The sequence below is a fragment of the Runella rosea genome (genome assembly GCF_003325355.1).
Lineage (GTDB): Bacteria > Bacteroidota > Bacteroidia > Cytophagales > Spirosomataceae > Runella > Runella rosea.
Genome location: NZ_CP030850.1, coordinates 2,453,048 through 2,471,766, shown reverse-complemented (window position 1 = coordinate 2,471,766; position 18,719 = coordinate 2,453,048). Strand labels below are relative to the sequence as shown.

At 45.0% G+C, this 18,719-nt stretch carries 21 protein-coding genes; 5 read left to right on the top strand and 16 right to left on the bottom strand.

Annotation, left to right across the window (positions count from 1 at the left end; translation table 11 throughout):
* Window positions 1–52: 52 nt before the first annotated feature.
* From DR864_RS10520 to DR864_RS10510, 3 genes are all read left to right on the top strand, one after another.
* Window positions 53–832 (top strand): HNH endonuclease, encoded by a 780-nt coding sequence (locus DR864_RS10520; protein ID WP_114066925.1) that lies wholly within the window; start codon window positions 53–55, stop codon window positions 830–832.
* Between the two features lie 202 nt (window positions 833–1,034).
* Entirely contained in the window at window positions 1,035–2,162 is a 1,128-nt protein-coding gene (locus DR864_RS10515; protein ID WP_114066924.1) for an ATP-binding protein, read from the top strand.
* 34 nt (window positions 2,163–2,196) lie between these two features.
* Window positions 2,197–3,189: a Gfo/Idh/MocA family protein gene (locus DR864_RS10510; RefSeq protein WP_114066923.1), complete on the top strand. Its 993-nt coding sequence runs from the start codon at window positions 2,197–2,199 to the stop codon at window positions 3,187–3,189.
* Window positions 3,190–3,232: 43 nt separating this feature from the next.
* Here the strand turns inward: DR864_RS10510 and DR864_RS10505 are convergent, their stop codons facing one another.
* From DR864_RS10505 to kdpB, 5 genes are all read right to left on the bottom strand, one after another.
* Complete coding sequence (locus DR864_RS10505; protein WP_114066922.1) at window positions 3,233–4,930, bottom strand: ATP-binding protein; 1,698 nt, start codon at window positions 4,928–4,930, stop codon at window positions 3,233–3,235.
* Window positions 4,931–4,938: 8 nt separating this feature from the next.
* Window positions 4,939–6,066 (bottom strand): sensor protein KdpD, encoded by a 1,128-nt coding sequence (locus DR864_RS10500; RefSeq protein WP_114066921.1) that lies wholly within the window; start codon window positions 6,064–6,066, stop codon window positions 4,939–4,941.
* Between the two features lie 4 nt (window positions 6,067–6,070).
* Entirely contained in the window at window positions 6,071–7,147 is a 1,077-nt protein-coding gene (locus tag DR864_RS10495; RefSeq protein ID WP_114066920.1) for a porin, read from the bottom strand.
* Window positions 7,148–7,243: 96 nt separating this feature from the next.
* Complete coding sequence (locus DR864_RS10490) at window positions 7,244–7,807, bottom strand: K(+)-transporting ATPase subunit C (RefSeq protein WP_114066919.1); 564 nt, start codon at window positions 7,805–7,807, stop codon at window positions 7,244–7,246.
* A gap of 35 nt (window positions 7,808–7,842) precedes the next feature.
* Window positions 7,843–9,897 carry a potassium-transporting ATPase subunit KdpB gene (kdpB, locus tag DR864_RS10485; protein ID WP_114066918.1) on the bottom strand — a complete coding sequence of 685 codons (2,055 nt, stop codon included), beginning with the start codon at window positions 9,895–9,897 and terminating at the stop codon, window positions 7,843–7,845.
* A 35-nt stretch (window positions 9,898–9,932) separates the two neighbouring features.
* Between kdpB and DR864_RS10480 the strand changes: the two genes are divergently transcribed.
* Together DR864_RS10480 and DR864_RS10475 are read left to right on the top strand one after the other, a co-directional pair.
* The gene (locus DR864_RS10480) at window positions 9,933–10,232 is read left to right on the top strand and encodes a hypothetical protein (protein WP_114066917.1); all 300 of its coding nucleotides are present in this window, start codon (window positions 9,933–9,935) and stop codon (window positions 10,230–10,232) included.
* Window positions 10,232–10,588 (top strand): toxin-antitoxin system TumE family protein, encoded by a 357-nt coding sequence (locus DR864_RS10475; RefSeq protein WP_114066916.1) that lies wholly within the window; start codon window positions 10,232–10,234, stop codon window positions 10,586–10,588. The genes DR864_RS10480 and DR864_RS10475 overlap by 1 nt, the downstream gene beginning before the upstream one ends.
* On the opposite strand, the gene kdpA is transcribed toward DR864_RS10475, so the two are convergent.
* The 11 genes from kdpA to DR864_RS10430 form a co-directional block, all read right to left on the bottom strand.
* Window positions 10,575–12,269, bottom strand: a complete 1,695-nt coding sequence (gene kdpA, locus DR864_RS10470; protein ID WP_114066915.1) for a potassium-transporting ATPase subunit KdpA — start codon at window positions 12,267–12,269, stop codon at window positions 10,575–10,577. The two genes, DR864_RS10475 and kdpA, sit on opposite strands and share 14 nt — an antisense overlap.
* Window positions 12,270–12,285: 16 nt before the next feature.
* Entirely contained in the window at window positions 12,286–12,366 is an 81-nt protein-coding gene (gene kdpF / locus DR864_RS10465) for a K(+)-transporting ATPase subunit F (RefSeq protein WP_114070236.1), read from the bottom strand.
* A 279-nt stretch (window positions 12,367–12,645) separates the two neighbouring features.
* Complete coding sequence (locus DR864_RS10460; protein ID WP_114066914.1) at window positions 12,646–13,977, bottom strand: sigma-54-dependent transcriptional regulator; 1,332 nt, start codon at window positions 13,975–13,977, stop codon at window positions 12,646–12,648.
* Between the two features lie 30 nt (window positions 13,978–14,007).
* The gene (gene galU / locus DR864_RS10455; protein ID WP_114066913.1) at window positions 14,008–14,883 is read right to left on the bottom strand and encodes a UTP--glucose-1-phosphate uridylyltransferase GalU; all 876 of its coding nucleotides are present in this window, start codon (window positions 14,881–14,883) and stop codon (window positions 14,008–14,010) included.
* 81 nt (window positions 14,884–14,964) lie between these two features.
* Window positions 14,965–15,093 (bottom strand): hypothetical protein, encoded by a 129-nt coding sequence (locus tag DR864_RS30360; RefSeq protein ID WP_262510949.1) that lies wholly within the window; start codon window positions 15,091–15,093, stop codon window positions 14,965–14,967.
* Window positions 15,093–15,230 carry a type II toxin-antitoxin system PemK/MazF family toxin gene (locus tag DR864_RS29805; protein ID WP_162793707.1) on the bottom strand — a complete coding sequence of 46 codons (138 nt, stop codon included), beginning with the start codon at window positions 15,228–15,230 and terminating at the stop codon, window positions 15,093–15,095. Before DR864_RS29805 ends, DR864_RS30360 begins: the two co-directional genes overlap by 1 nt.
* Window positions 15,220–15,414 (bottom strand): hypothetical protein, encoded by a 195-nt coding sequence (locus tag DR864_RS10450; RefSeq protein WP_114066912.1) that lies wholly within the window; start codon window positions 15,412–15,414, stop codon window positions 15,220–15,222. Before DR864_RS10450 ends, DR864_RS29805 begins: the two co-directional genes overlap by 11 nt.
* A 39-nt stretch (window positions 15,415–15,453) precedes the next feature.
* Complete coding sequence (locus tag DR864_RS10445; protein ID WP_114066911.1) at window positions 15,454–16,950, bottom strand: M28 family peptidase; 1,497 nt, start codon at window positions 16,948–16,950, stop codon at window positions 15,454–15,456.
* 12 nt (window positions 16,951–16,962) lie between these two features.
* Window positions 16,963–17,898: a homoserine kinase gene (locus DR864_RS10440; protein ID WP_114066910.1), complete on the bottom strand. Its 936-nt coding sequence runs from the start codon at window positions 17,896–17,898 to the stop codon at window positions 16,963–16,965.
* Window positions 17,895–18,296: a HEPN domain-containing protein gene (locus tag DR864_RS10435; protein WP_114066909.1), complete on the bottom strand. Its 402-nt coding sequence runs from the start codon at window positions 18,294–18,296 to the stop codon at window positions 17,895–17,897. Before DR864_RS10435 ends, DR864_RS10440 begins: the two co-directional genes overlap by 4 nt.
* Window positions 18,293–18,628, bottom strand: coding sequence for a nucleotidyltransferase family protein (locus DR864_RS10430; protein ID WP_162793705.1), 336 nt, complete (start codon window positions 18,626–18,628; stop codon window positions 18,293–18,295). The genes DR864_RS10435 and DR864_RS10430 overlap by 4 nt, the downstream gene beginning before the upstream one ends.
* Between the last annotated feature and the right edge of the window lie 91 nt (window positions 18,629–18,719).

Below are 18,719 nucleotides of genomic sequence, written 5' to 3'. Positions count from 1 at the left end.
AAACGGTGAGGGAGGTAAATAAACTGTTTAAATCACTAACCTTGGAGAATAAATGGCGGTAAATCTTTGGAGCAAAGAAGAATTGATTTTAGCATTTAACTTATACCTGAAGTTGCCCTTTGGTAAAATGCACAGCCGTACTCCAGAGGTGATTCATCTGGCGGGTTTGATTGGACGAACTCCCAATTCAATTGCCTTTCGACTTACTAATTTTGCGGCCGTTGACCCCTATCATCAAGCAAGAGGAGTGAAAGGAATGGACGGTGGCAAGAGGCAATGTCAACCGATATGGGATGAATTTATTGAGAATAAGGAGCAGTTGCTGTTTGAAAGTGAGCGTATTCTTGCTCAAAAAGAGCACCAAACCCTGGAAAATAAATTTGAAGACCTACTTTTTGATATTAAAGATTTGAAGGGCGAAACAAAGCTTCGGGCGGTTAAAGTTCGTATTAACCAAAACATATTTAGGCAAATTGTTCTATCAAATTATTCTTCAAAATGTGCGGTTTCTGGAATAGATGTTCCTGATTTATTGGTCGCAAGTCACATCCTTCCATGGTCTTCCAGTGAAAGTGAAAGATTAAATCCTGAAAATGGAATCTGCCTGTCCAATCTTTATGATAAAGCTTTTGACAAGGGATTGATAGGAATTACAGAACAGTTTTCGGTAATTATTGCTAAAGACCTGAAAAAGAATTCAAATAAAGCGTACTATCAGAAATACTTTGCTTTGCTTGAAAATGAAAAAATAGCGCTTCCAAAACGATACCTCCCCCGAAAGGAGTTTTTACAGCATCATTTGGATACCATTTTTAGTAAAAGGAATGGTTAAAGTTTTCAAAAAAATCGTCTTTTACACTCTGACTTGAGTTTGAGACCGTGCTAAATAGTGTCATGTCTTTGATTTTCACCACGTACGGATAAGGCAAATAAATTGTAATTCTACTACACCAGGAAAATATATATCATTTCTCAGGATTGTAATCTAGTATTATTATAATAATTTTGGATTATAATCCTGAATAGATATAAAAATGATTCAACGCAGCTTGATGCCGCACCTTCAGCAACGACTGAAAAAAGGGAAAGCAGTTATCTTGACGGGTCCACGCCAAGTGGGTAAAACAACCCTGTTGCGAGCGATACAACAACAATATGAAGGGAAAACCATCTGGCTTAACTGCGATGAGCCGGATGTGCGCCAACAGCTTACCAATGCTACTTCTACGGAGATAAAGGCATTGCTTGGAAATGCCGATTTGGTACTGATTGATGAAGCCCAACGCGTAAAAAACATTGGTTTGACGCTTAAATTGTTGGTCGATAATCTCCTGGAGCGGCAAGTGATTGTTACAGGCTCTTCGGCCTTGGAGTTGGCAAACGAGATTCAGGAGCCACTTACGGGACGTAAATTTGACTTTCATTTGTATCCACTTTCGGTTGAGGAACTGGTAAATTACAGCGGTGCTTTAGAAGAAAAACGTTTGTTGGAACGCCGCCTTATTTATGGCCAATATCCTGAAGTGGTGCTGAATCAGGGAGAGGAGGATATATTGCTCCGAAACATCTGCGATAGCTACTTGTACAAAGATATTTTTACGTATCAAGATGTAAGAAAAGCCGAAGTGATTCAGGCATTGTTGGAAGCGTTGGCCTTGCAAGTGGGTTCAGAAGTTTCTTATCAGGAATTAGCTCAACTGCTCAAAATAGACCAAGCAACGGTGGTACGCTATATTGATTTGCTGGAAAAGGCGTTTGTTGTTTTTCGTTTGAGGGCGTTGAATCGTAATGTACGTAATGAAATCGCGAAGATTCGTAAAATTTATTTTTATGACAACGGGATTCGAAATGCGCTTATCAAAAATTATCAACCTCTAAATCTGCGGGCAGATACGGGGGCCTTGTGGGAGAATTTTTTGGTAAGTGAGCGCTTCAAAAGCCTGCATTATGCTCAAAAACAAGTAAATAGTTTCTTTTGGAGAACCGCCCAACAGCAGGAAATCGACTATGTTGAAGAAGAAAACGGACAATTTAAGGCGTATGAATTCAAGTGGAATCCCCTGCAAAAAGCTAAATTTTCGCGCACTTTTACTGAAAACTACCCCGTACTGAGTACCGCCGTGATTAATTCCGCCAATTATTTGGAATTTGTGCTTCGCTGATTGTTTCTTTGTTTAAACTCAAACCAAAATCCACATGACACGTTGGGGAATCATCGGGCCGGGGCGCATTGCCCATAAATTTGCCCAAGACTTAATGCAGGTGGCAGACGCCAAACTCACGGCGGTAGCCTCCCGCGACTTGGGCCGGGCGCAGCTGTTTGCGCGGGAGTACGGCGCTACGTATACGTATGGCAGCTATGAAGAAATAATCAATTGCCCAGAATTGGATGCCGTCTATATTGCGTCGCCGCACATCGGCCATTTTGAGCATACGTTATTGTGCCTCAACGCGGGCATTGCGGTTCTGTGCGAAAAACCCTTTGCCATGAATACCGCTCAGGTGAGCGAAATGATTCACGTGGCGCGGGGCAAGAATGTATTTTTGATGGAAGCATTGTGGACGCGTTTTCTGCCAACTACGCTCAAAACCCTCGAAATTATTGAATCAGGGGCGATTGGCAAAGTATTGGGAGTAAAGGCTGACTTTGGATTTAAAGCTCCCTACGACGTAGATAAGCGTACTTTTAACAAAGATTTGGGGGGAGGAGCGTTGCTCGATATTGGGATTTATCCGTTGTTTTTCTCGTACCTGATATTAGGAAAACCTACCAAAATTACGGCACAGGCTATTTTTGGCGAAACCAAAGTAGACGAGTCTACGGGAATGACGCTGACCTATGCCGACGAAAAATTTGCCTTTCTCGATTGTACATTCATGGCTAAAACCCGCTGCGAAGCCTTCGTTTATGGAGAAAAAGGAACAATTATGATTCACTCGCGCTGGCACGAAAGCAAGGCCGTAACGGTAGAGTATGACGACGAAACCACCGAAACTTTTACTTTCGACCGTCCTACTTGGGGGTATCAGTACGAAATTGAAGAAGTAAATGCATGTTTGGAGGCGGGTAAGCTCGAAAGTGAGGGTTGGTCATTGACCGACAGCATGAACCTGATTTCGTTGCTGGATGCCGTGCGGCAAGAGATTGGATTGGTGTATAAGGATTTTGATGCGACAGAAACAGTATAAACATAACTGAATTGGGATCATATTTCAAATCGGGCCAGTACTTTTAAGCCAACGGCAGCTGAAACCAAAATCGGCTGCCGTTGCCCAATTCACTTTCAACGCCGATACTTCCCTTTTGCGCTTCGATAAATTCTTTGGAAATGGCCAAACCAAGTCCCGTTCCTGATTTAGACTGGCCGTTGTTTGGAACCTGAAAATAGCGATCAAAGATGCGCTGTTGGTATTTTGACTCAATTCCTTTTCCAAAATCCTGTACCGAAAAAAGCACGTGTTTTTGATCAATGCTGACCTGAGCCTCTACCGTAATGGTTGATTTTTCGGGGCTATATCGAATGGCATTGGAAAGAAAATTCATCAAAACCCACATTGTTTTGTCTAAATCTGCCTGAATAGCAGGTAAATCAGCAGGAATTTGACAATGCAATTCTATCTGCTTTTGCTCCGCAGAAAACAGCAACGCTTCGGTAGCTGCCTTAATAACTTCTTGCGGATGGATGCTACTGAAATTGAGTTGAATCTTGCCCGTTTCTACCTGCGACAGGTCAAGGAGCTCGCCCGTAATGCTGAGCAGCCGTTGACTGTCGTCTTGTATTTGGTTAAGTAAGTGTTTTTGTTCTTCATTCAATGGTCCAATTCGTTCGTTTTCAAGGAGTTTTAGGCTCATTTTAATGCCAGCGATGGGTGTTTTCAACTCATGTGAAATGGTAGCGATAAAATTGGTTTTGGCTTGGTCAAGTTCGTGAAAAGGCGTAATGTTTTTAAGAATAATGACTCTGCCGATGCGGTTCTCGCCATTTTTTACGTCCAGGAGCTCTTTGGTAAAATAGCTTTCGCGCTCATTGGTAAATATTTTAAGTGGTTTGGGGGAGGTTTCTTCGTTCAAAAGAGTGCGCAATAAGTCGTTTTTGAGAGCTACATCGGGAGCGTATTTACCGGCTATTTGAGAAGCATCAAGACCCAGCATCTCGGCTCCGACAGAATTAATGAAAAGCAAATAATTATTTTCATCCAATCCCATTATAGCATCATTCATTTGGTTAATGATAGTCTCTGTACGGCGTTTTTCGAAAAGCACCCTGGCCAGACTGCTGTGTTCGTATTCGTCCAGTTTTTCAGCCATTAGGTTAAAAGCCCGCGCCATTTCTCCGAGTTCATCCTTGCGCTCAACACCCAGCCGGGACTCGTAGTTTTTACGGCTGATTTCCTGCAAGCCTTCGGTCAATTGTTGGATGGGTTCGGCGATGGTATTAGGAAAGTTGATGATAAACGAAAACGCCACCAACGCGCATACCGTGGCAATAAGCACCATGTAAGTATAGACCTCATCGGCCGTTTTTTTTACCTGCTCATTTTTGCGTACAATGGCTTGCATATTAACATCAGTAAGTTTGGTTAACTGCTTCGCAATCAGGCCAATACGGCTACTGTCGGGGCTTTTGCTGAAAGCATTGAAGTGGCTGCGAAGCTGCTGTGTGGCTTCGGCCTCGCCTATTTCCGTGATGTTTTGTTCTTGATAAAGAAGGCTTTTTTCAAAAAGGGCGATGTCTTCGTTTTTCCAGGCGTTTTCGTCAATCACGTTGCGCATGTTGCGTACGTATTCGAGCGAGATGTAATTGTCTTTCAATATCTCCTGCGCTTCGGAAGAGAGTTTTTTGAGGTACCAAGCCCCTAGGCTGCCGAGCAATACGATGACGGCAAACAAAAAGGTAAGCGCAAGTCGAAGTTTGGTTTTTAGTTTCATGACCCTCTTTAACTTATTACTACTAAATCAATGTCTGTATCGGAAACTTTTCGCAAAAGTCTAAAAAACAACGAATTGCCAGTTAGATTTTTCCAAAAATTGCCGTGCGGTTTGCCGATGCAAACTGTGGTAATGCTGTGCTTTTGAGCCGTATCAAAAATGGTTTGCGCCACTTCATTGCTCTTCACTCTGATTACTTCCGCGCCCAGTTCGGTGGCCAATTTAAAATTGTTGATCAAATGGCGCTGGGTGGCCAATCCGATTTTATCGGTGTCTTCTCCCGAAGTTTGAACATAAAGTACATACCATTTTCCTTGATAATAACTTGCCAAACGGGCGGTCTTTCGCAGGATTTTTTTGGCGATTTCGTGATTAGAGCTGATACAGGCTACAAATCGTTCTGCTCTGAACGTGGTATTTCTGGGTACTTCCAGCTCTACTTTTCGCTCAACCTGCGATGCCACTTCTTTCAGCGCCAATTCGCGAAGCTGTAAGATTTTCTCCGACTTGAAAAAATTAGAAAGCGCCGTTTCAATCTTCGTACGGTCATAGATTTTTCCTTCTTTCAGACGGGTAATCAGCTCCGCGGCGGTAAGGTCAATGTTAACCACTTCATCGGCTTGCTGCAATAAGCTATCGGGCACTGTTTCTTTGACTTCGATGCCCGTAATTCGAAAAACGTCCTCGTTGTGGCTTTCAAGGTGCTGAATATTGACGGCTGAAATTACGTTGATTCCCGCATCTAAAATGTCAATCACATCCTGCCAGCGTTTCTCATTTTTAGAGCCTTGAATGTTGCTGTGCGCTAGCTCGTCCACAACCACCACTTCTGGGTGAAGGTTCAAAATGGCCTGCAAATCCATTTCTTCCAGTTCTTTTCCCCGATAAAAAACCGTACGGTGCGGAATAAGCGGTAAGCCTTCTATTAACGCGTGAGTATCAGCGCGGCGGTGGGTTTCGACAAAACCAATCTTTATATCTACCCCATTGCGAAGCAGGGTATGTGCTTCCTGCAACATTCGGTACGTTTTACCCACGCCCGCACTCATACCAATATAAACTTTAAACTTTCCCCGCTTTGACTTCTTAATCAAATCGAGGAAATATTGGGCATCTTGTTGGTCAATAGAAGGCATAAGCTTAAAAACTAATGGCTAATGAGGTCGTTAAGACAAAATTGGTATCCACCGCTTTTCCCTTTTTTTCAAAAACGGCATCTTTACTATTCAGACTTCGGGCCTCAATTCGCCATACGGCGTTGGAAATGGGCGCGTAATCAAGATTGAAGGAGTAGCCCGTGGTTTGAAAACCATTCGGCGTCGTGGTGGCAATGACCAATCCTTTTTTGTCGGTATAATTTTCAATACGCCCTGCCACTCCCACTTTAGAACTGAATTGATATCTTACAATAGCCGCCCAACTCGCCCAGGAATCATAATTGGAAGAATTCGGTTGCCGTTGGTCCATGCCATAATCAAAATCCGCAATTAATCCCAGTTTTTCCGTTAATTGAAACGTGCCGTATAGGTTATGAAAAAAACGATTACGGTTAGAATTGTCGGGCCGACTGCCCAGATAAGAACTTGAATTCAGCGTCACTTTACCAGTCGGTTTAAACGTGATTTGGGTGCCTAAAGCCAACCGCGTATTGTCGTCGGCACGTCTAATTTGTTGCCAACCGTTGAGCACCAAACCCGATAAAAACCATTTCCCATTGTCGGAGGTGTAACCGATTTTGGCTCCCGTTTCGTAGTAAGGCGTATTGTCGGCCATCAGACTGCGGGTAAGCGTCCAGCAATCTTTTGAAATAGCGCTCTCAAAACCGATGTGTGAGGCAAAAACGCCCGCATCCAGCCATACATGCTTCGTTTTAGAAAGTTTAACGCCAACATTGGCCTCAAATACATTTCGCAACGTAGCGGGTTCAGCGGCCAGATTGGCATTGGCATACGTGCCGGCCATGAGCGCTAAATTGCCCCGAACGCGCTCCCCCGCATACGAAGCTTTAATAAAACCCAAATTGACATTGAATTCGTTATGACGATTGTGACTATAGACAAACGACGGACGGTCATTGGTAACGGGCTGATTGAAATCATAGCTGTAATAGGCTTCTACATAGCCGCTTACGGTAGTTTTTGCGGTGGAATCGGCGATTTGAGCAAATAAGGGAGTCGAAAGCACGCAGGCAAATGCGACAGTTACAAACTTTTTCATGGTAATTTCTGATTTGTGGAATAATAACGGTTGTAATTTAGGTGTTTTACGTTTTAAGTGACTGTCGGTTCAAAACCGACGGCCACGTTGCCTAAATTACTTCATTTGGTCTAACGCAATATTAAGCGCTAAAATATTGACTTTGGAAGGCCCGAACATGCCTAAAAAAGGCCCTTCGGTATGGGTTTTAACCAACTCTTTGACTTTATCTTCGGGTAAGTTTCTGACCTTCGCAATTCGGGCTACCTGAACTTCAGCACCTTGCGGCGATAAATGAGGATCCAAACCGCTACCCGAAGCGGTGACGAGTTCAGAAGGAATGGCAGATTTTGGGACGGTTGGGTTGTGTACCAAAAACGTATCAATCCGAGCCTGTACCTGCGCCAAATAATCCGGGTTGGAAGGGCCTTTATTAGAGCCGCCCGAACCAGCCGCGTTGTATTCTACCGCCGAGGGGCGCGACCAAAAGTAATTGTCAGCCGTAAATTTCTGGCCAACTTTGGCAAAACCTACAACTTTTCCATTGACAGCGATGGTTTCGCCGCGACCCTTTTCGGGGGCAAATTGAGCAATTCCCCAGACAATCAGGGGATAGACGACCACTAACAATACAAACGTAGCGAGGGTCATCAGTATAGCTGGAACAATGTGTGTTTTCATTTTTTGTATTTTTAGAAAATCTTTAAGAAAGTAACTTAAAACAGGCTCCCCACTACCAAATCAACGAGTTTGATACCGATAAAAGGGACAATCAGACCGCCTAAGCCATATATAAGCAAGTTTCGACGTAACAGGGCACTTGCCCCAATGGGCTTGTAAGCCACCCCTTTCAGCGCCAACGGAATCAACATCGGAATGATAATTGCGTTGAAAATCACCGCTGATAAAATCGCACTCTCTGGACTGGCCAAGTGCATGATATTGAGCGACCGTAATGCCGGGATAGAAGTCATAAACAATGCTGGAACAATCGCAAAATACTTAGCGACGTCGTTGGCAATAGAAAAGGTAGTGAGTGTACCGCGTGTCATCAACAACTGCTTTCCAATTTCCACAATTTCAATGAGTTTGGTCGGGTCGTTGTCCAAATCCACCATGTTGCCTGCTTCTTTGGCGGCCTGTGTTCCACTGTTCATCGCGACACCTACATCGGCTTGGGCCAAGGCGGGCGCGTCGTTGGTGCCGTCACCCATCATGGCGACGAGTTTACCGCTTGCCTGCTCGGCTTTGATGTAGTTCATTTTGTCTTCGGGTTTTGCTTCGGCAATAAAATCATCTACGCCCGCTACGTTGGCAATGTATTTGGCCGTGAGTGGATTGTCACCCGTCACCATCACGGTTTTTACGCCCATTTTACGCAGACGTTCAAAACGCTCCTGAATACCAGGTTTGATAACGTCCTGTAATTCGATGACACCCAATACTTTATCGTTTTCAGATACCACCAAGGGCGTACCGCCATTTGTGGAAATGACCCGAACTTGCTCAGCGGTGTCTTTCGGAAATTCATTTCCTGCTCTTTCGACCATGTTCCGAATTGAATCCTGAGCTCCTTTCCGAATTCGGACGTTGTTTGGCAAATTAACACCCGATGAACGTGTTTCGGCCGTGAACTTTATCATTTCTGCACGTTCAGGCATGACAGGAAGTTTTTGGCCTTTTTGTTGTCCCAACTCAAGGATTGATTTTCCTTCGGGCGTATCATCGGCCAAAGATGAAAACAGTGCCGAAGTAATAAATCTATCTTGGCTGATGCCAGCCGTAGGCCAAAAATTCGTGGCTTTACGGTTACCGATGGTGATGGTTCCCGTTTTGTCCAAAAGCAGGGTGTCAATATCTCCCGCCGTTTCAACGGCTTTTCCTGATTTGGTAATCACGTTAGCCCGTAAGGCTCTGTCCATGCCCGCAATCCCGATGGCAGAAAGCAAACCACCAATGGTCGTCGGAATCAAACAGACAAAAAGCGAAATGAAAGCCGAAATGGCAATGGGCGTATTGGCATAATCAGCAAAAGGTTTAAGCGTGACGCAGACGATAACGAAGATGAGCGTAAAGCCTGCCAGTAAGATTGTTAAGGCGATTTCGTTGGGTGTTTTCTGACGCGAAGCACCTTCCACCAAGGCAATCATTTTATCAAGAAAACTCTCGCCCGGTTGGGTCGTCACTTTAACTTTGATGTGGTCGGAAAGCACTTTAGTTCCTCCCGTAACCGACGATTTATCCCCGCCCGCTTCGCGAATCACGGGCGCAGATTCTCCCGTGATGGCTGATTCGTCAATGGTCGCTAAACCTTCGATGATTTCGCCATCGGTTGGAATAATATCTCCCGCGTCGCAGACAAACACATCGCCTTTTACCAATTGAGACGAAGGAATGGTTTGAAGCTCATTCACTTTTAGGGTGCCAAGCGTTCGGATGACTTTGGCGGGTGTTTCTTCGCGGGTTTTACGCAGGCTGTCGGCTTGGGCTTTGCCCCGTGCTTCGGCTAAAGCTTCGGCAAAATTGGCAAAAAGTAAAGTTAGAAACAGCACCGTAAAAATCACGATGTTGTAGGCCAAACTCCCTTGGGTAGTGTCACCGCCAAAAGCAATTTGGAGGCACACAAAAAACATCACCACGGTTCCGATTTCGACCGTAAACATAACGGGGTTACGGTACATCACGGCAGGATTTAATTTGACAAACGACTCTATCAGAGCGGTTTTAGCCATATCTCCCTGAAAGAGAGAAGAGGATTGAGAACGTTTCATATTTTTTGTAATTTTGAAAAAAAAACTGTTAAGCTATGTCTATTCAACAAACCGAAGCATTGGCTGCCGCAATTCATGAATTAGGGTATGATTCAGTAGATGCATTTGCTTTGGAAAAAGCCAAAGAGGCTCTGCGCATCGAAATGGGTATTTATCAGCAGGAAGTAACTGAATTTGAAAACAAGTATGAGATGAATTTTCAGTCATTTCTGGAAAAATTTGATTCAATTATTAAGTTTGGTTTATTTGAGAAAGAAGATGATGGAATGGAATGGAGAGCTTGTTTAAAAGCAATTGAATTGGTAGAAAGCAAACTGAAAACGTTAGAAGACTAATGCCCTTACCTGATTTAGCAGCTTTTGATGCGATTATCACAAAATCCATTTTAATCAAAGAACTTATCACTCCACGCATTCATATTTTAAGATATAAGGTTGAATTGGTTGCCGGCAGCATTTTGTATGTCAAAGAGGTAACTGTTTTTGAAGAAAATAAAATAGACTACGCTTATCAGTGGCAAAGGCCTGATGCCTCATTGATTCTCCGCTGGGATAATGCGCATGATTACCCTCATCTTTCAACTTCTCCTTTTCATAAACACGTCGACTCCGAAACCAACATATTACCCTCCGAGCCAATGACCATTGAAAAAGTGTTGGCTTACATTTCTTCCCAACTCAGCGAAGGGTAAAAAATTCAGCCAACGGTCCCAAGGCCAACGCGGGAAAAAACGACAGCGCAGCGATGATGAAAATCACGGCAAATACCATAAATCCAAACGTAGCAGTGTCGGTTTGAAGCGTTCCAGCTGACTCAGGGATGTGCTTCTTGTTTGCCAAAATACCCGCAATGGCAATGGGGCCGATAATGGGCAGATAACGGCTCAGAATCAGTACAATACCGCAAGTAATGTTCCAAAAAGGAGTGTTGTCACCTAAGCCTTCAAAACCCGAGCCGTTGTTGGCCGAAGAGGAGGTATATTCATACAGCATTTCCGAAAAGCCATGAAAACTCGGATTATTGAGCCAGCCTACACTTGGGTCTTTGGTAAACACATAGCTGGCAATAGACGTAAAAGCCAAAATCAGAAAAGTGTGAAGCAGAGCGACAAGCGTAGCAATTTTCATCTCTTTGGCTTCGATCTTTTTGCCCAAAAATTCGGGGGTTCTTCCCACCATCAACCCTGAAATGAATACGGCAATGATGATAAAAATGTAGAAGTTCAGAAAACCAACGCCTACCCCTCCGTAAAGTGCATTGATCATCATATCAAGCATTTGCATGGCGCCCGAAAGCGGCGTCATACTGTCGTGCATGGCGTTGACCGAGCCGTTGGAAGTGGTCGTGGTCGTGATACCCCAGAAGGCCGACGCCGCTGAGCCGAAGCGCATTTCTTTTCCTTCTGTGCTGCCCAGCAGTTGACTGATGCCCATTTTGTCGATGGCGGGATTGCCCTGTAGTTCAAAATAAACGGAGACGCTCAGAAGCATGAAAAAGCCGATGGTCATCACCCCAAAAATCATCCATGCGAGTTTTTTACGATTCAGATAAAAGCCCAATGCAAACACAAAGGCAATCGGAATCAGGATGATGAGGATGTTTTCGACGATGTTGGTCAAGTAGCTTGGATTCTCCAGCGGATGCGCTGAGTTAACTCCGAAATACCCGCCGCCGTTGGTTCCTGCCTGCTTGATGGCAATCATGGCCGCAGCGGGCCCGCGTGATACCTGTACCGAATCTCCCTGTACCGTAACGATATTGGCTTTGCCTTCCCAATTCATGGGTGTACCGTTAAAGACCAAAATAATGGCCGATACTAACGAAATGGGCAATAAAACCCGGGTACAGGATTTAAGAAAATAACTGTAAAAGTTGCCTAATTGATTGGTTTGGCGCTCTTTCATGGACTTGAACACAATCGCAGCCGCGGCCATACCTGTTCCTGCGGTCACGAATTGCATAAACATCAATCCTGCCATTTGAGAAAGGTAAGTCGCACCCGTTTCGCCCGAGTAGTGCTGTAAATTACAGTTCACCAAAAACGAAATAGCGGTATTAAATGCTAAATCAGGACTCATGGAAGGATTTCCGTCAGGGTTGAGCGGAAGCCATCCCTGATTCATTAGAATGAACATCATCCAAAAAAACCATATAAAATTAATGGTCAAAAGTGCTGCCAAATGTTCCTGCCACGTCATTTCCTTTTTAGGATTGATACGACACACCTTGTAGATAAAGTTTTCGAGTGGCGACATAAAATCCAGCCACGTAGGTTGTCCTAAATAGACCTTGGCGATGTAGCGTCCCAAAGGCAGCGCCAACAAAACCGTGAGGACAAAAATTAAATCGATACCGAGAATTTCCTGTAACATGATTTTAATGAAGTTTCTAGAATTTTTCAGGCTTAAGTAAGACGTACACTAAGTAGCCAAACACAGCCAAAGCAAGGATGAAGAGAGCGGTGAACATAGCGTTAGATTTTTTCAAAGAATCGAATAGAACCGTAGAACAGGACAAAGCACCCAATGCCCGCGAAAAGAAGAATGATGAGCATACCCATGATGAGAATTTGTTTTAATGAGACACACCTAGGCATGCCAAAGCTGTGCCTGCCGAAATGGGAAGTAATTAAGGTGTTAAAAAAGAGGGGTTTATGGTGTGTCTTGTAAATTGAACAATAAAAAACCCTTCCAAAATGGAAGGGTTGGTTTTCATTTTGATAGGGTAGAGCCTCAAAATTTTGCGGCGCTACAATTCATATTCTTCAATTTTTCGATACAGCGTCGTGAGACCGATGCCGAGGAGGCGGGCGGTTTCGGTTTTGTTGTGTTGGGTATGGTGCAACATCCAGTCAATGTGCTGTTTTTCAATTTCGGCCAATGTCGCTACACCCGGGGTGAAATTGGCGGTGCTAAACTGCATTTCAAAGGGAAGCTGCCGAGGGGTTAATTCATCATGGTCGGCCAGAATAACGGCGCGTTCAATCACATTTTTTAATTCACGGATATTGCCTTTCCAGGCACTTTGCTGTAGCTTTTCCAAAAATGATGCAGATAATTTTGGCGTTGGGCGGTTCATTTTAGCCGCATAGATTTGGACAAAATGCGCTGCCAATAACGGAATATCTTCAACGCGACTGCGAAGAGATGGAAGTTTTATCTCAAAAACCGACAAACGGTAATATAAGTCGAGGCGAAAGTGTTGGTTTTCGGCTTCTTTTTGTAAGTCGCGGTTGGTGGCGGCCACAAATCGAACGCTGACTTGGGTTGGCTTGGTGTCGCCTACTTTGTAGAAAGTATTTGTTTCCAGAACACGCAAGAGTTTGGCCTGAAGGTCTGGACTCATTTCACCGATTTCATCCAGAAACAACGTGCCGCCGTGGGCTTCTTCCATCAAGCCTTTTTTGTCTTTTAGCGCACCTGTGAAAGCCCCTGCGCGATGTCCGAATAATTCACTTTCCAGAATTTCACGGCTGAATGCACTGCAATTGAGCGCCACAAAAGGTTTATCGCATCGTGGACTCTGTTGATGGATGGCTTGAGCAAATACTTCTTTGCCCGTACCAGTTTCGCCCAAAAGCAACACCGTAGTATCTGTAACGGCTACTTTTTGGGCCAATTCTATGACCTCTTGAATGGCGGGCGAAGTTCCTAGGATACTTCCGAACCCAAATTTTTGATTTACTTTTTCCTCTAGCCGATGGACTTTCTGCCGAAGCTCGGCTTTTTCGGTGGCCCGCGCTACCAGCGGTACAATGCGGTCGTTGTCGTCGCCTTTGGTGAGGTAGTCAAACGCACCATTTTTTACGGCCTGTACTCCGTCGGCTATGGTACCATAGGCCGTCAGCAGGATTATTTCAACAAGTGGAAATTGCGTTTTGAGGCGCTGAGTAAGTTCAACGCCGTGGGCATCAGGCAGTTTTACGTCACAAACAACCACCTGAATGTCCTGTTTTTCCAGAATCTTAAAAGCTGAATGCGCATTGTCGGCTTCGCTCACGTGATAGCCTTCAAACTCCAGGATGCGTTTGAGCAGTCCTCGGAGTTTGATTTCATCGTCGATGAGCAGCAGGTTTGGCATGGGGGAAGGGGTGTTTGTCACGACAAAACCTTATTTACCCTCATATTCCGCCAAGGTTGCCCTCAAAAACTTGAGGAACGGAGCCGAAAATTCCTTGCGTTTAAGGGCAAATTTTACGGTTGTTTTCAGAAAGTCAAGTTTATTGCCAATGTCGTGGCGCTCTCCTTCTATGCGGTGGGCGTAGATGCTTTCGCGGCGCAGCAGAATCTGGAAGGCGTCGGTGAGTTGGATTTCACCGCCTTTGCCTTTGCCAGTTTGTTCAATTGCCGTAAAGATTTCGGGAGAAAGAATATAACGGCCGGCAATAGCTAGGGTAGAAGGGGCGGCCTCAATGGAAGGCTTTTCGATGAGGGCATCCAATTGCATGATGGTATCGCTCAGCGCCGTACCGCCCACAATTCCGTAGCGGTTTACTTTCTCGCGCGGTACGGTTTCGACCGCAATCACGGTGCTTTGGTATTGCTCGTAGGTATCTATCAATTGTTGCGTAACGGGAATGACCGAATCCATGATGGTATCGCCCAGAAGTACCGCAAATGGCTCATTGCCAACGTGTTGTTTGGCGTAGTAGATGGCATCTCCGAGGCCGTTGGTTTCACGCTGACGAACGTAGTGGATATTGGCCATGTCGGACAAACGGCGCATTTCGTTCCAAAGCAGTTCGTCTTGTTTTTCTTCCAATTTGGCTTCCAGTTCTACATTACGGTCAAAGTGGTCTTCGATGGCGCGCTTGCCACGTCCGGTAATGATGAGAATGTCTTCAATGCCCGAGTCCACCGCTTCCTGCACCACGTACTGAATCGTGGGCGTGTCGATGATGGGGAGCATTTCTTTGGGTTGAGATTTTGTTGCGGGTAAGAATCGGGTTCCTAAACCAGCGGCAGGTATAACAGCTTTACGGATCATGTGGGAGTTAAAAAATAGAATGAATGATTTTGTTTCTTACAAAATCACAATATTCGGGTTTTAAAAAAGTATGTTGTTTCTTCAAAACGCTTCCATGTTGAACATTCCAACGATATGAGTAGCAAAATATCCCTGACGGGAAGATGCTTTGGAGAGCATTTCAGGTTTGATTTCAATGGTATATTTTGGAAAATAATTTTTGGTTGTCATTAATACGGCATAGAAAACTCTTCATCAAGGAAGAGTTCATCATTTGAAACAACTAAAGCAGGGTGAGGAAGAAAACGTCCATCGTGCATTTGAAAATTAACTTCAACAACTTCCCATTGGGATACCTTACCCTTCATAATTTTTGAATGATTTAGCAACAACCCGGCTGCCATTCATGACAGCGGCTTTACGGTAATCATTGGCAGTGTATTTGCGTTCTATTTCTCTTTTTAATAATGCCACAACTATTTCCAAAATAGATTCATCTTCTACACTGTCAATCAATTCGTGTGCTTTTTGTCTGGTCTGAGCCTCTACCATGTTTTTGTTATTTTAACAAAATTAGCAAAAAACAATCACTTATTTTCCATAAAGCGCCTTGGCAGCGGGCTCATACTTATCTCCCGCAATCCAGTAAGGACGAACGGATTTATTGGCAATGAGCCGGGCCGAATAGGCAAATGATTGACAGAATTTTAACAGATAATCAAAATCTACCGAGTCAGGATTGTCGGTGGCTTGGTGATAATACTTGGCGATCTCACCGTCAAAACTTTTGAAACCAGGCGCGAAATCCGGGGCGGGAATGCCTTTGGCGGCTAAACTTACGTTATCTGAGCGGTCAAAAAGGCCTTGCTCAGGAGCTGGGTCGCCAAAAACGCCTAATCCAAAGGCTTTACAGCCTGCTTCGATTTCCGCTTTGCAGTTGGTGCGGTCGAGGCCAATGACCGATACGAGCGTTTTGTCGCTGTAGCCGGCTCCGTCGCTGTTGAGGTTAAACACGCACTGATTCAGCGGTACCAACGGGTGCTCTGCATAATATTTGCTCCCCAATAAACCCACTTCTTCGGCTGTGTAGCCAATCAATAAGATGGAACGTTTGGCGGGTTGGATAGATAAAGTCTTGGCGGCGGTCAACATGGCCACCGTGCCGAAAGCATTGTCGCGGGCACCGTTGAAAATACTGTCGGCTGGGGTGTAGGTATTGCCCCCTTTTTTACCCATGCCTACGTGGTCAAAGTGGGCCGATACCACAATGTATTCATTTTTGAGCACCGGGTCGGTTCCTTCAATGACCCCCACGACATTATAAGAAAGGATATTTTGTTGGTCGCGGCCGGTGGTTTGAAACTTGGCCGATGAGGCACCGCTTTTAAATAAATCTGTATATTTTTTTTGCTGGCCATTGACCCAAACGTGCGTTACTCCGTTGCTTCCGCCATTGTCCAAACTAAGTTTTTCATTTCCGAAGTACCGTGACGCCAAGTTCCACGGGATTTGGGCGGTAAACAATTCAATGAGCAGGGCGGCTCCTTTTTCGGTGGCAAGTTTGCGCTTATCGTTGGCGGCGGCAAAGATTTCCTGTGGCGTTTTTGATTCGGGCGTGCCTACCTGCGCCACCACGATTTTGCCTTTTACATCTTTTGTATAATCAGCGGCTTGTCCATAGCCCACAAAAACCACATCGGCGCTGAAGTTGGCGGGGCCTCCGCCCAGAATCACAAATTCTTTGCCCGAGTGTAAGGTGTCATTGTTTACAATTAAAAGCCCTTCTTTGGCGCTTTTTTGAATCACAAACGGTACAGGTTGCAAATAGGTCGTTTGGCCAGGAGCGGGTTTGATACCCATAAACCGAAATTGCTCCGCGAGGTACCGAGCCGCAACTAAGTTGCCTTGCTCACCCGTGCGCCGCCCCTGCAACTCGTCGGAGGCTAAAAAGCGCATGTTCATTTCTACTTCAGCGCGTGAATACTTGGTTTCGGGCAGTTTTTTGAGCGATTGCGCCGAAACAGAAAACGAAATGAAAGAGGTAGCTAATAAAACTGCAATGAACGATTTTATAGATGCTTTCAGCATGACAAATAGAGTTTACGCTGTTTCCAGCACCTTGGGGCCTTGTTGGTTGATTTGAGATACGTAACTTTTGGTGGTAATGCCTACGCTGCCGAAGGCTTCGCTCATGGTTTTTGCAACGCGCTCGGCGGTGTCGCGGCCACGGCTGAGTGCAAACATGGACGGGCCGGCACCAGAAATACTGCACCCTAAGGCCCCGCTGTCGAGGGCGGCCTGCTTCACGTGGTCAAACTCGGGAATAAGAATAGAGCGTACTGGCTCAATGATAACATCCACCATCGAACGGCTGACCAAGTCGTAATCTTCTTGCATCAGCCCCGCAATCAGCCCCGCTACGTTGCCCATTTGAGAAATAGTGTTTTTGAGCGACACTTCGTTGCGTAAAATATAACGGGCATCTTTGGTATTTACTTCTACGTCGGGATGGACCAGCGTGCAATACAGTTCGTCAGGAACTTTGACCTTGAAGACATCCAACGGCGAATAGCTGCGAATAACCACAAACCCACCCAATAGCGATGGCCCCACATTGTCGGCGTGGGCCGCCCCGCAGGCGATTCGCTCACCTTCCATCGCAAACGGCAGCAATTCTCGTTGCGTCAACGGACGGCCCAACAACTCATTAATGGCAAAAATACCCACCACCGAGCTGGCTGAGCTGGAACCCATACCGCTGCCCAAAGGCATGTTTTTGTGAAGTGTTACTTCTACCCCTTGGGTAGAACCGATGTGTTCCAGAAATTTAAGCATCACTACCGACACAGCGTTGCGCTCAGGTTCGCGCGGGAGGCGGCCTTCGTCGCCGATGATGTCTTTGATAATGATGCCGGGCTCATCGCGTTTGCGTAGTTCTACGATGTCGCCGGGTTCGTCGAGTGCAAATCCAAAAATATCAAACCCACAGGCTACGTTGGCAACGGTGGCCGGGGCAAAAGCTTTTATATAATTCATTGAGAGGCGGGCGAATTTAAAAAAGATGCAATTTTATTTTTACTGATTTCAATTAAAAGAGTGGCGTCTTCGACGGCCGATTGAGCGGTTTCTTTTGTGACTTCCTCCAATTCATAATCTCCGAATTGTCGTTTTTCAAAACAATTTAAAATTAATTTAGAAGTGTTGATAGGAAACAAACCTGTTTTAACAAAATGCTCATTGAATTTATTGTGAGCTCCTTGGTGTGTTTTTGGATATACATCTACCGTCATCAAAAAGGTATGGATCGCATGATAAACCGCATAATAGGCTCTGTTGGTAGCGGCTTCAAAATAGCCAAGTTCCAACAACTCTTGCGAATCATTTAGACAATCCAATGCTTTTTGCCAACTGAGATGTAGTTCTAATTGATTCATACAGGAATTCCGTCTTCTCTAACATTTTGATAAAGAGGTAGTTTTAAGTTGAATCTGGATAGAGAAGCTGCTTTGGCAGAGACTATTTTATTGTACTTCCAGTAGAGCGCATCCGATAAATCTACTAACGTATTGATTTCACTCATTCCGCGAACGCTGTCATCGTTCAATATTACCAAAACATCCACATCTGATTCTTCCTGTTGGTCTCCCCGTGCATACGAGCCAAACAAAACCACTTGGTGTAAACGTTCACCATATACTTCCACCAGCCCTTTTTTAAGGTCTGCCAGCAACGATTTGAGTTCGGAAGGAATAGCGCGGTGACTCATACCAATGTCATTTTGACAAAAGTACATAAAAACGCCAAAAAATGCAGGGATGCTTTTGGGCGTGGTTGAGTGTTTAACAACAAAGTTAACA

Bases quoted from the DNA above. Each gene is read 5' to 3' on its own strand.
- DR864_RS10520 (WP_114066925.1), top strand. From the start codon at position 53: ATGGCGGTAAATCTTTGGAGCAAAGAAGAATTGATTTTAGCATTTAAC.
- DR864_RS10515 (WP_114066924.1), top strand. From the start codon at position 1,035: ATGATTCAACGCAGCTTGATGCCGCACCTTCAGCAACGACTGAAAAAA.
- DR864_RS10510 (WP_114066923.1), top strand. From the start codon at position 2,197: ATGACACGTTGGGGAATCATCGGGCCGGGGCGCATTGCCCATAAATTT.
- DR864_RS10505 (WP_114066922.1), bottom strand. From the start codon at position 4,930: ATGAAACTAAAAACCAAACTTCGACTTGCGCTTACCTTTTTGTTTGCC.
- DR864_RS10500 (WP_114066921.1), bottom strand. From the start codon at position 6,066: ATGCCTTCTATTGACCAACAAGATGCCCAATATTTCCTCGATTTGATT.
- DR864_RS10495 (WP_114066920.1), bottom strand. From the start codon at position 7,147: ATGAAAAAGTTTGTAACTGTCGCATTTGCCTGCGTGCTTTCGACTCCC.
- DR864_RS10490 (WP_114066919.1), bottom strand. From the start codon at position 7,807: ATGAAAACACACATTGTTCCAGCTATACTGATGACCCTCGCTACGTTT.
- kdpB (WP_114066918.1), bottom strand. From the start codon at position 9,897: ATGAAACGTTCTCAATCCTCTTCTCTCTTTCAGGGAGATATGGCTAAA.
- DR864_RS10480 (WP_114066917.1), top strand. From the start codon at position 9,933: ATGTCTATTCAACAAACCGAAGCATTGGCTGCCGCAATTCATGAATTA.
- DR864_RS10475 (WP_114066916.1), top strand. From the start codon at position 10,232: ATGCCCTTACCTGATTTAGCAGCTTTTGATGCGATTATCACAAAATCC.
- kdpA (WP_114066915.1), bottom strand. From the start codon at position 12,269: ATGTTACAGGAAATTCTCGGTATCGATTTAATTTTTGTCCTCACGGTT.
- kdpF (WP_114070236.1), bottom strand. From the start codon at position 12,366: ATGTTCACCGCTCTCTTCATCCTTGCTTTGGCTGTGTTTGGCTACTTA.
- DR864_RS10460 (WP_114066914.1), bottom strand. From the start codon at position 13,977: ATGCCAAACCTGCTGCTCATCGACGATGAAATCAAACTCCGAGGACTG.
- galU (WP_114066913.1), bottom strand. From the start codon at position 14,883: ATGATCCGTAAAGCTGTTATACCTGCCGCTGGTTTAGGAACCCGATTC.
- DR864_RS30360 (WP_262510949.1), bottom strand. From the start codon at position 15,093: ATGACAACCAAAAATTATTTTCCAAAATATACCATTGAAATCAAACCT.
- DR864_RS29805 (WP_162793707.1), bottom strand. From the start codon at position 15,230: ATGAAGGGTAAGGTATCCCAATGGGAAGTTGTTGAAGTTAATTTTCAA.
- DR864_RS10450 (WP_114066912.1), bottom strand. From the start codon at position 15,414: ATGGTAGAGGCTCAGACCAGACAAAAAGCACACGAATTGATTGACAGT.
- DR864_RS10445 (WP_114066911.1), bottom strand. From the start codon at position 16,950: ATGCTGAAAGCATCTATAAAATCGTTCATTGCAGTTTTATTAGCTACC.
- DR864_RS10440 (WP_114066910.1), bottom strand. From the start codon at position 17,898: ATGAATTATATAAAAGCTTTTGCCCCGGCCACCGTTGCCAACGTAGCC.
- DR864_RS10435 (WP_114066909.1), bottom strand. From the start codon at position 18,296: ATGAATCAATTAGAACTACATCTCAGTTGGCAAAAAGCATTGGATTGT.
- DR864_RS10430 (WP_162793705.1), bottom strand. From the start codon at position 18,628: ATGAGTCACCGCGCTATTCCTTCCGAACTCAAATCGTTGCTGGCAGAC.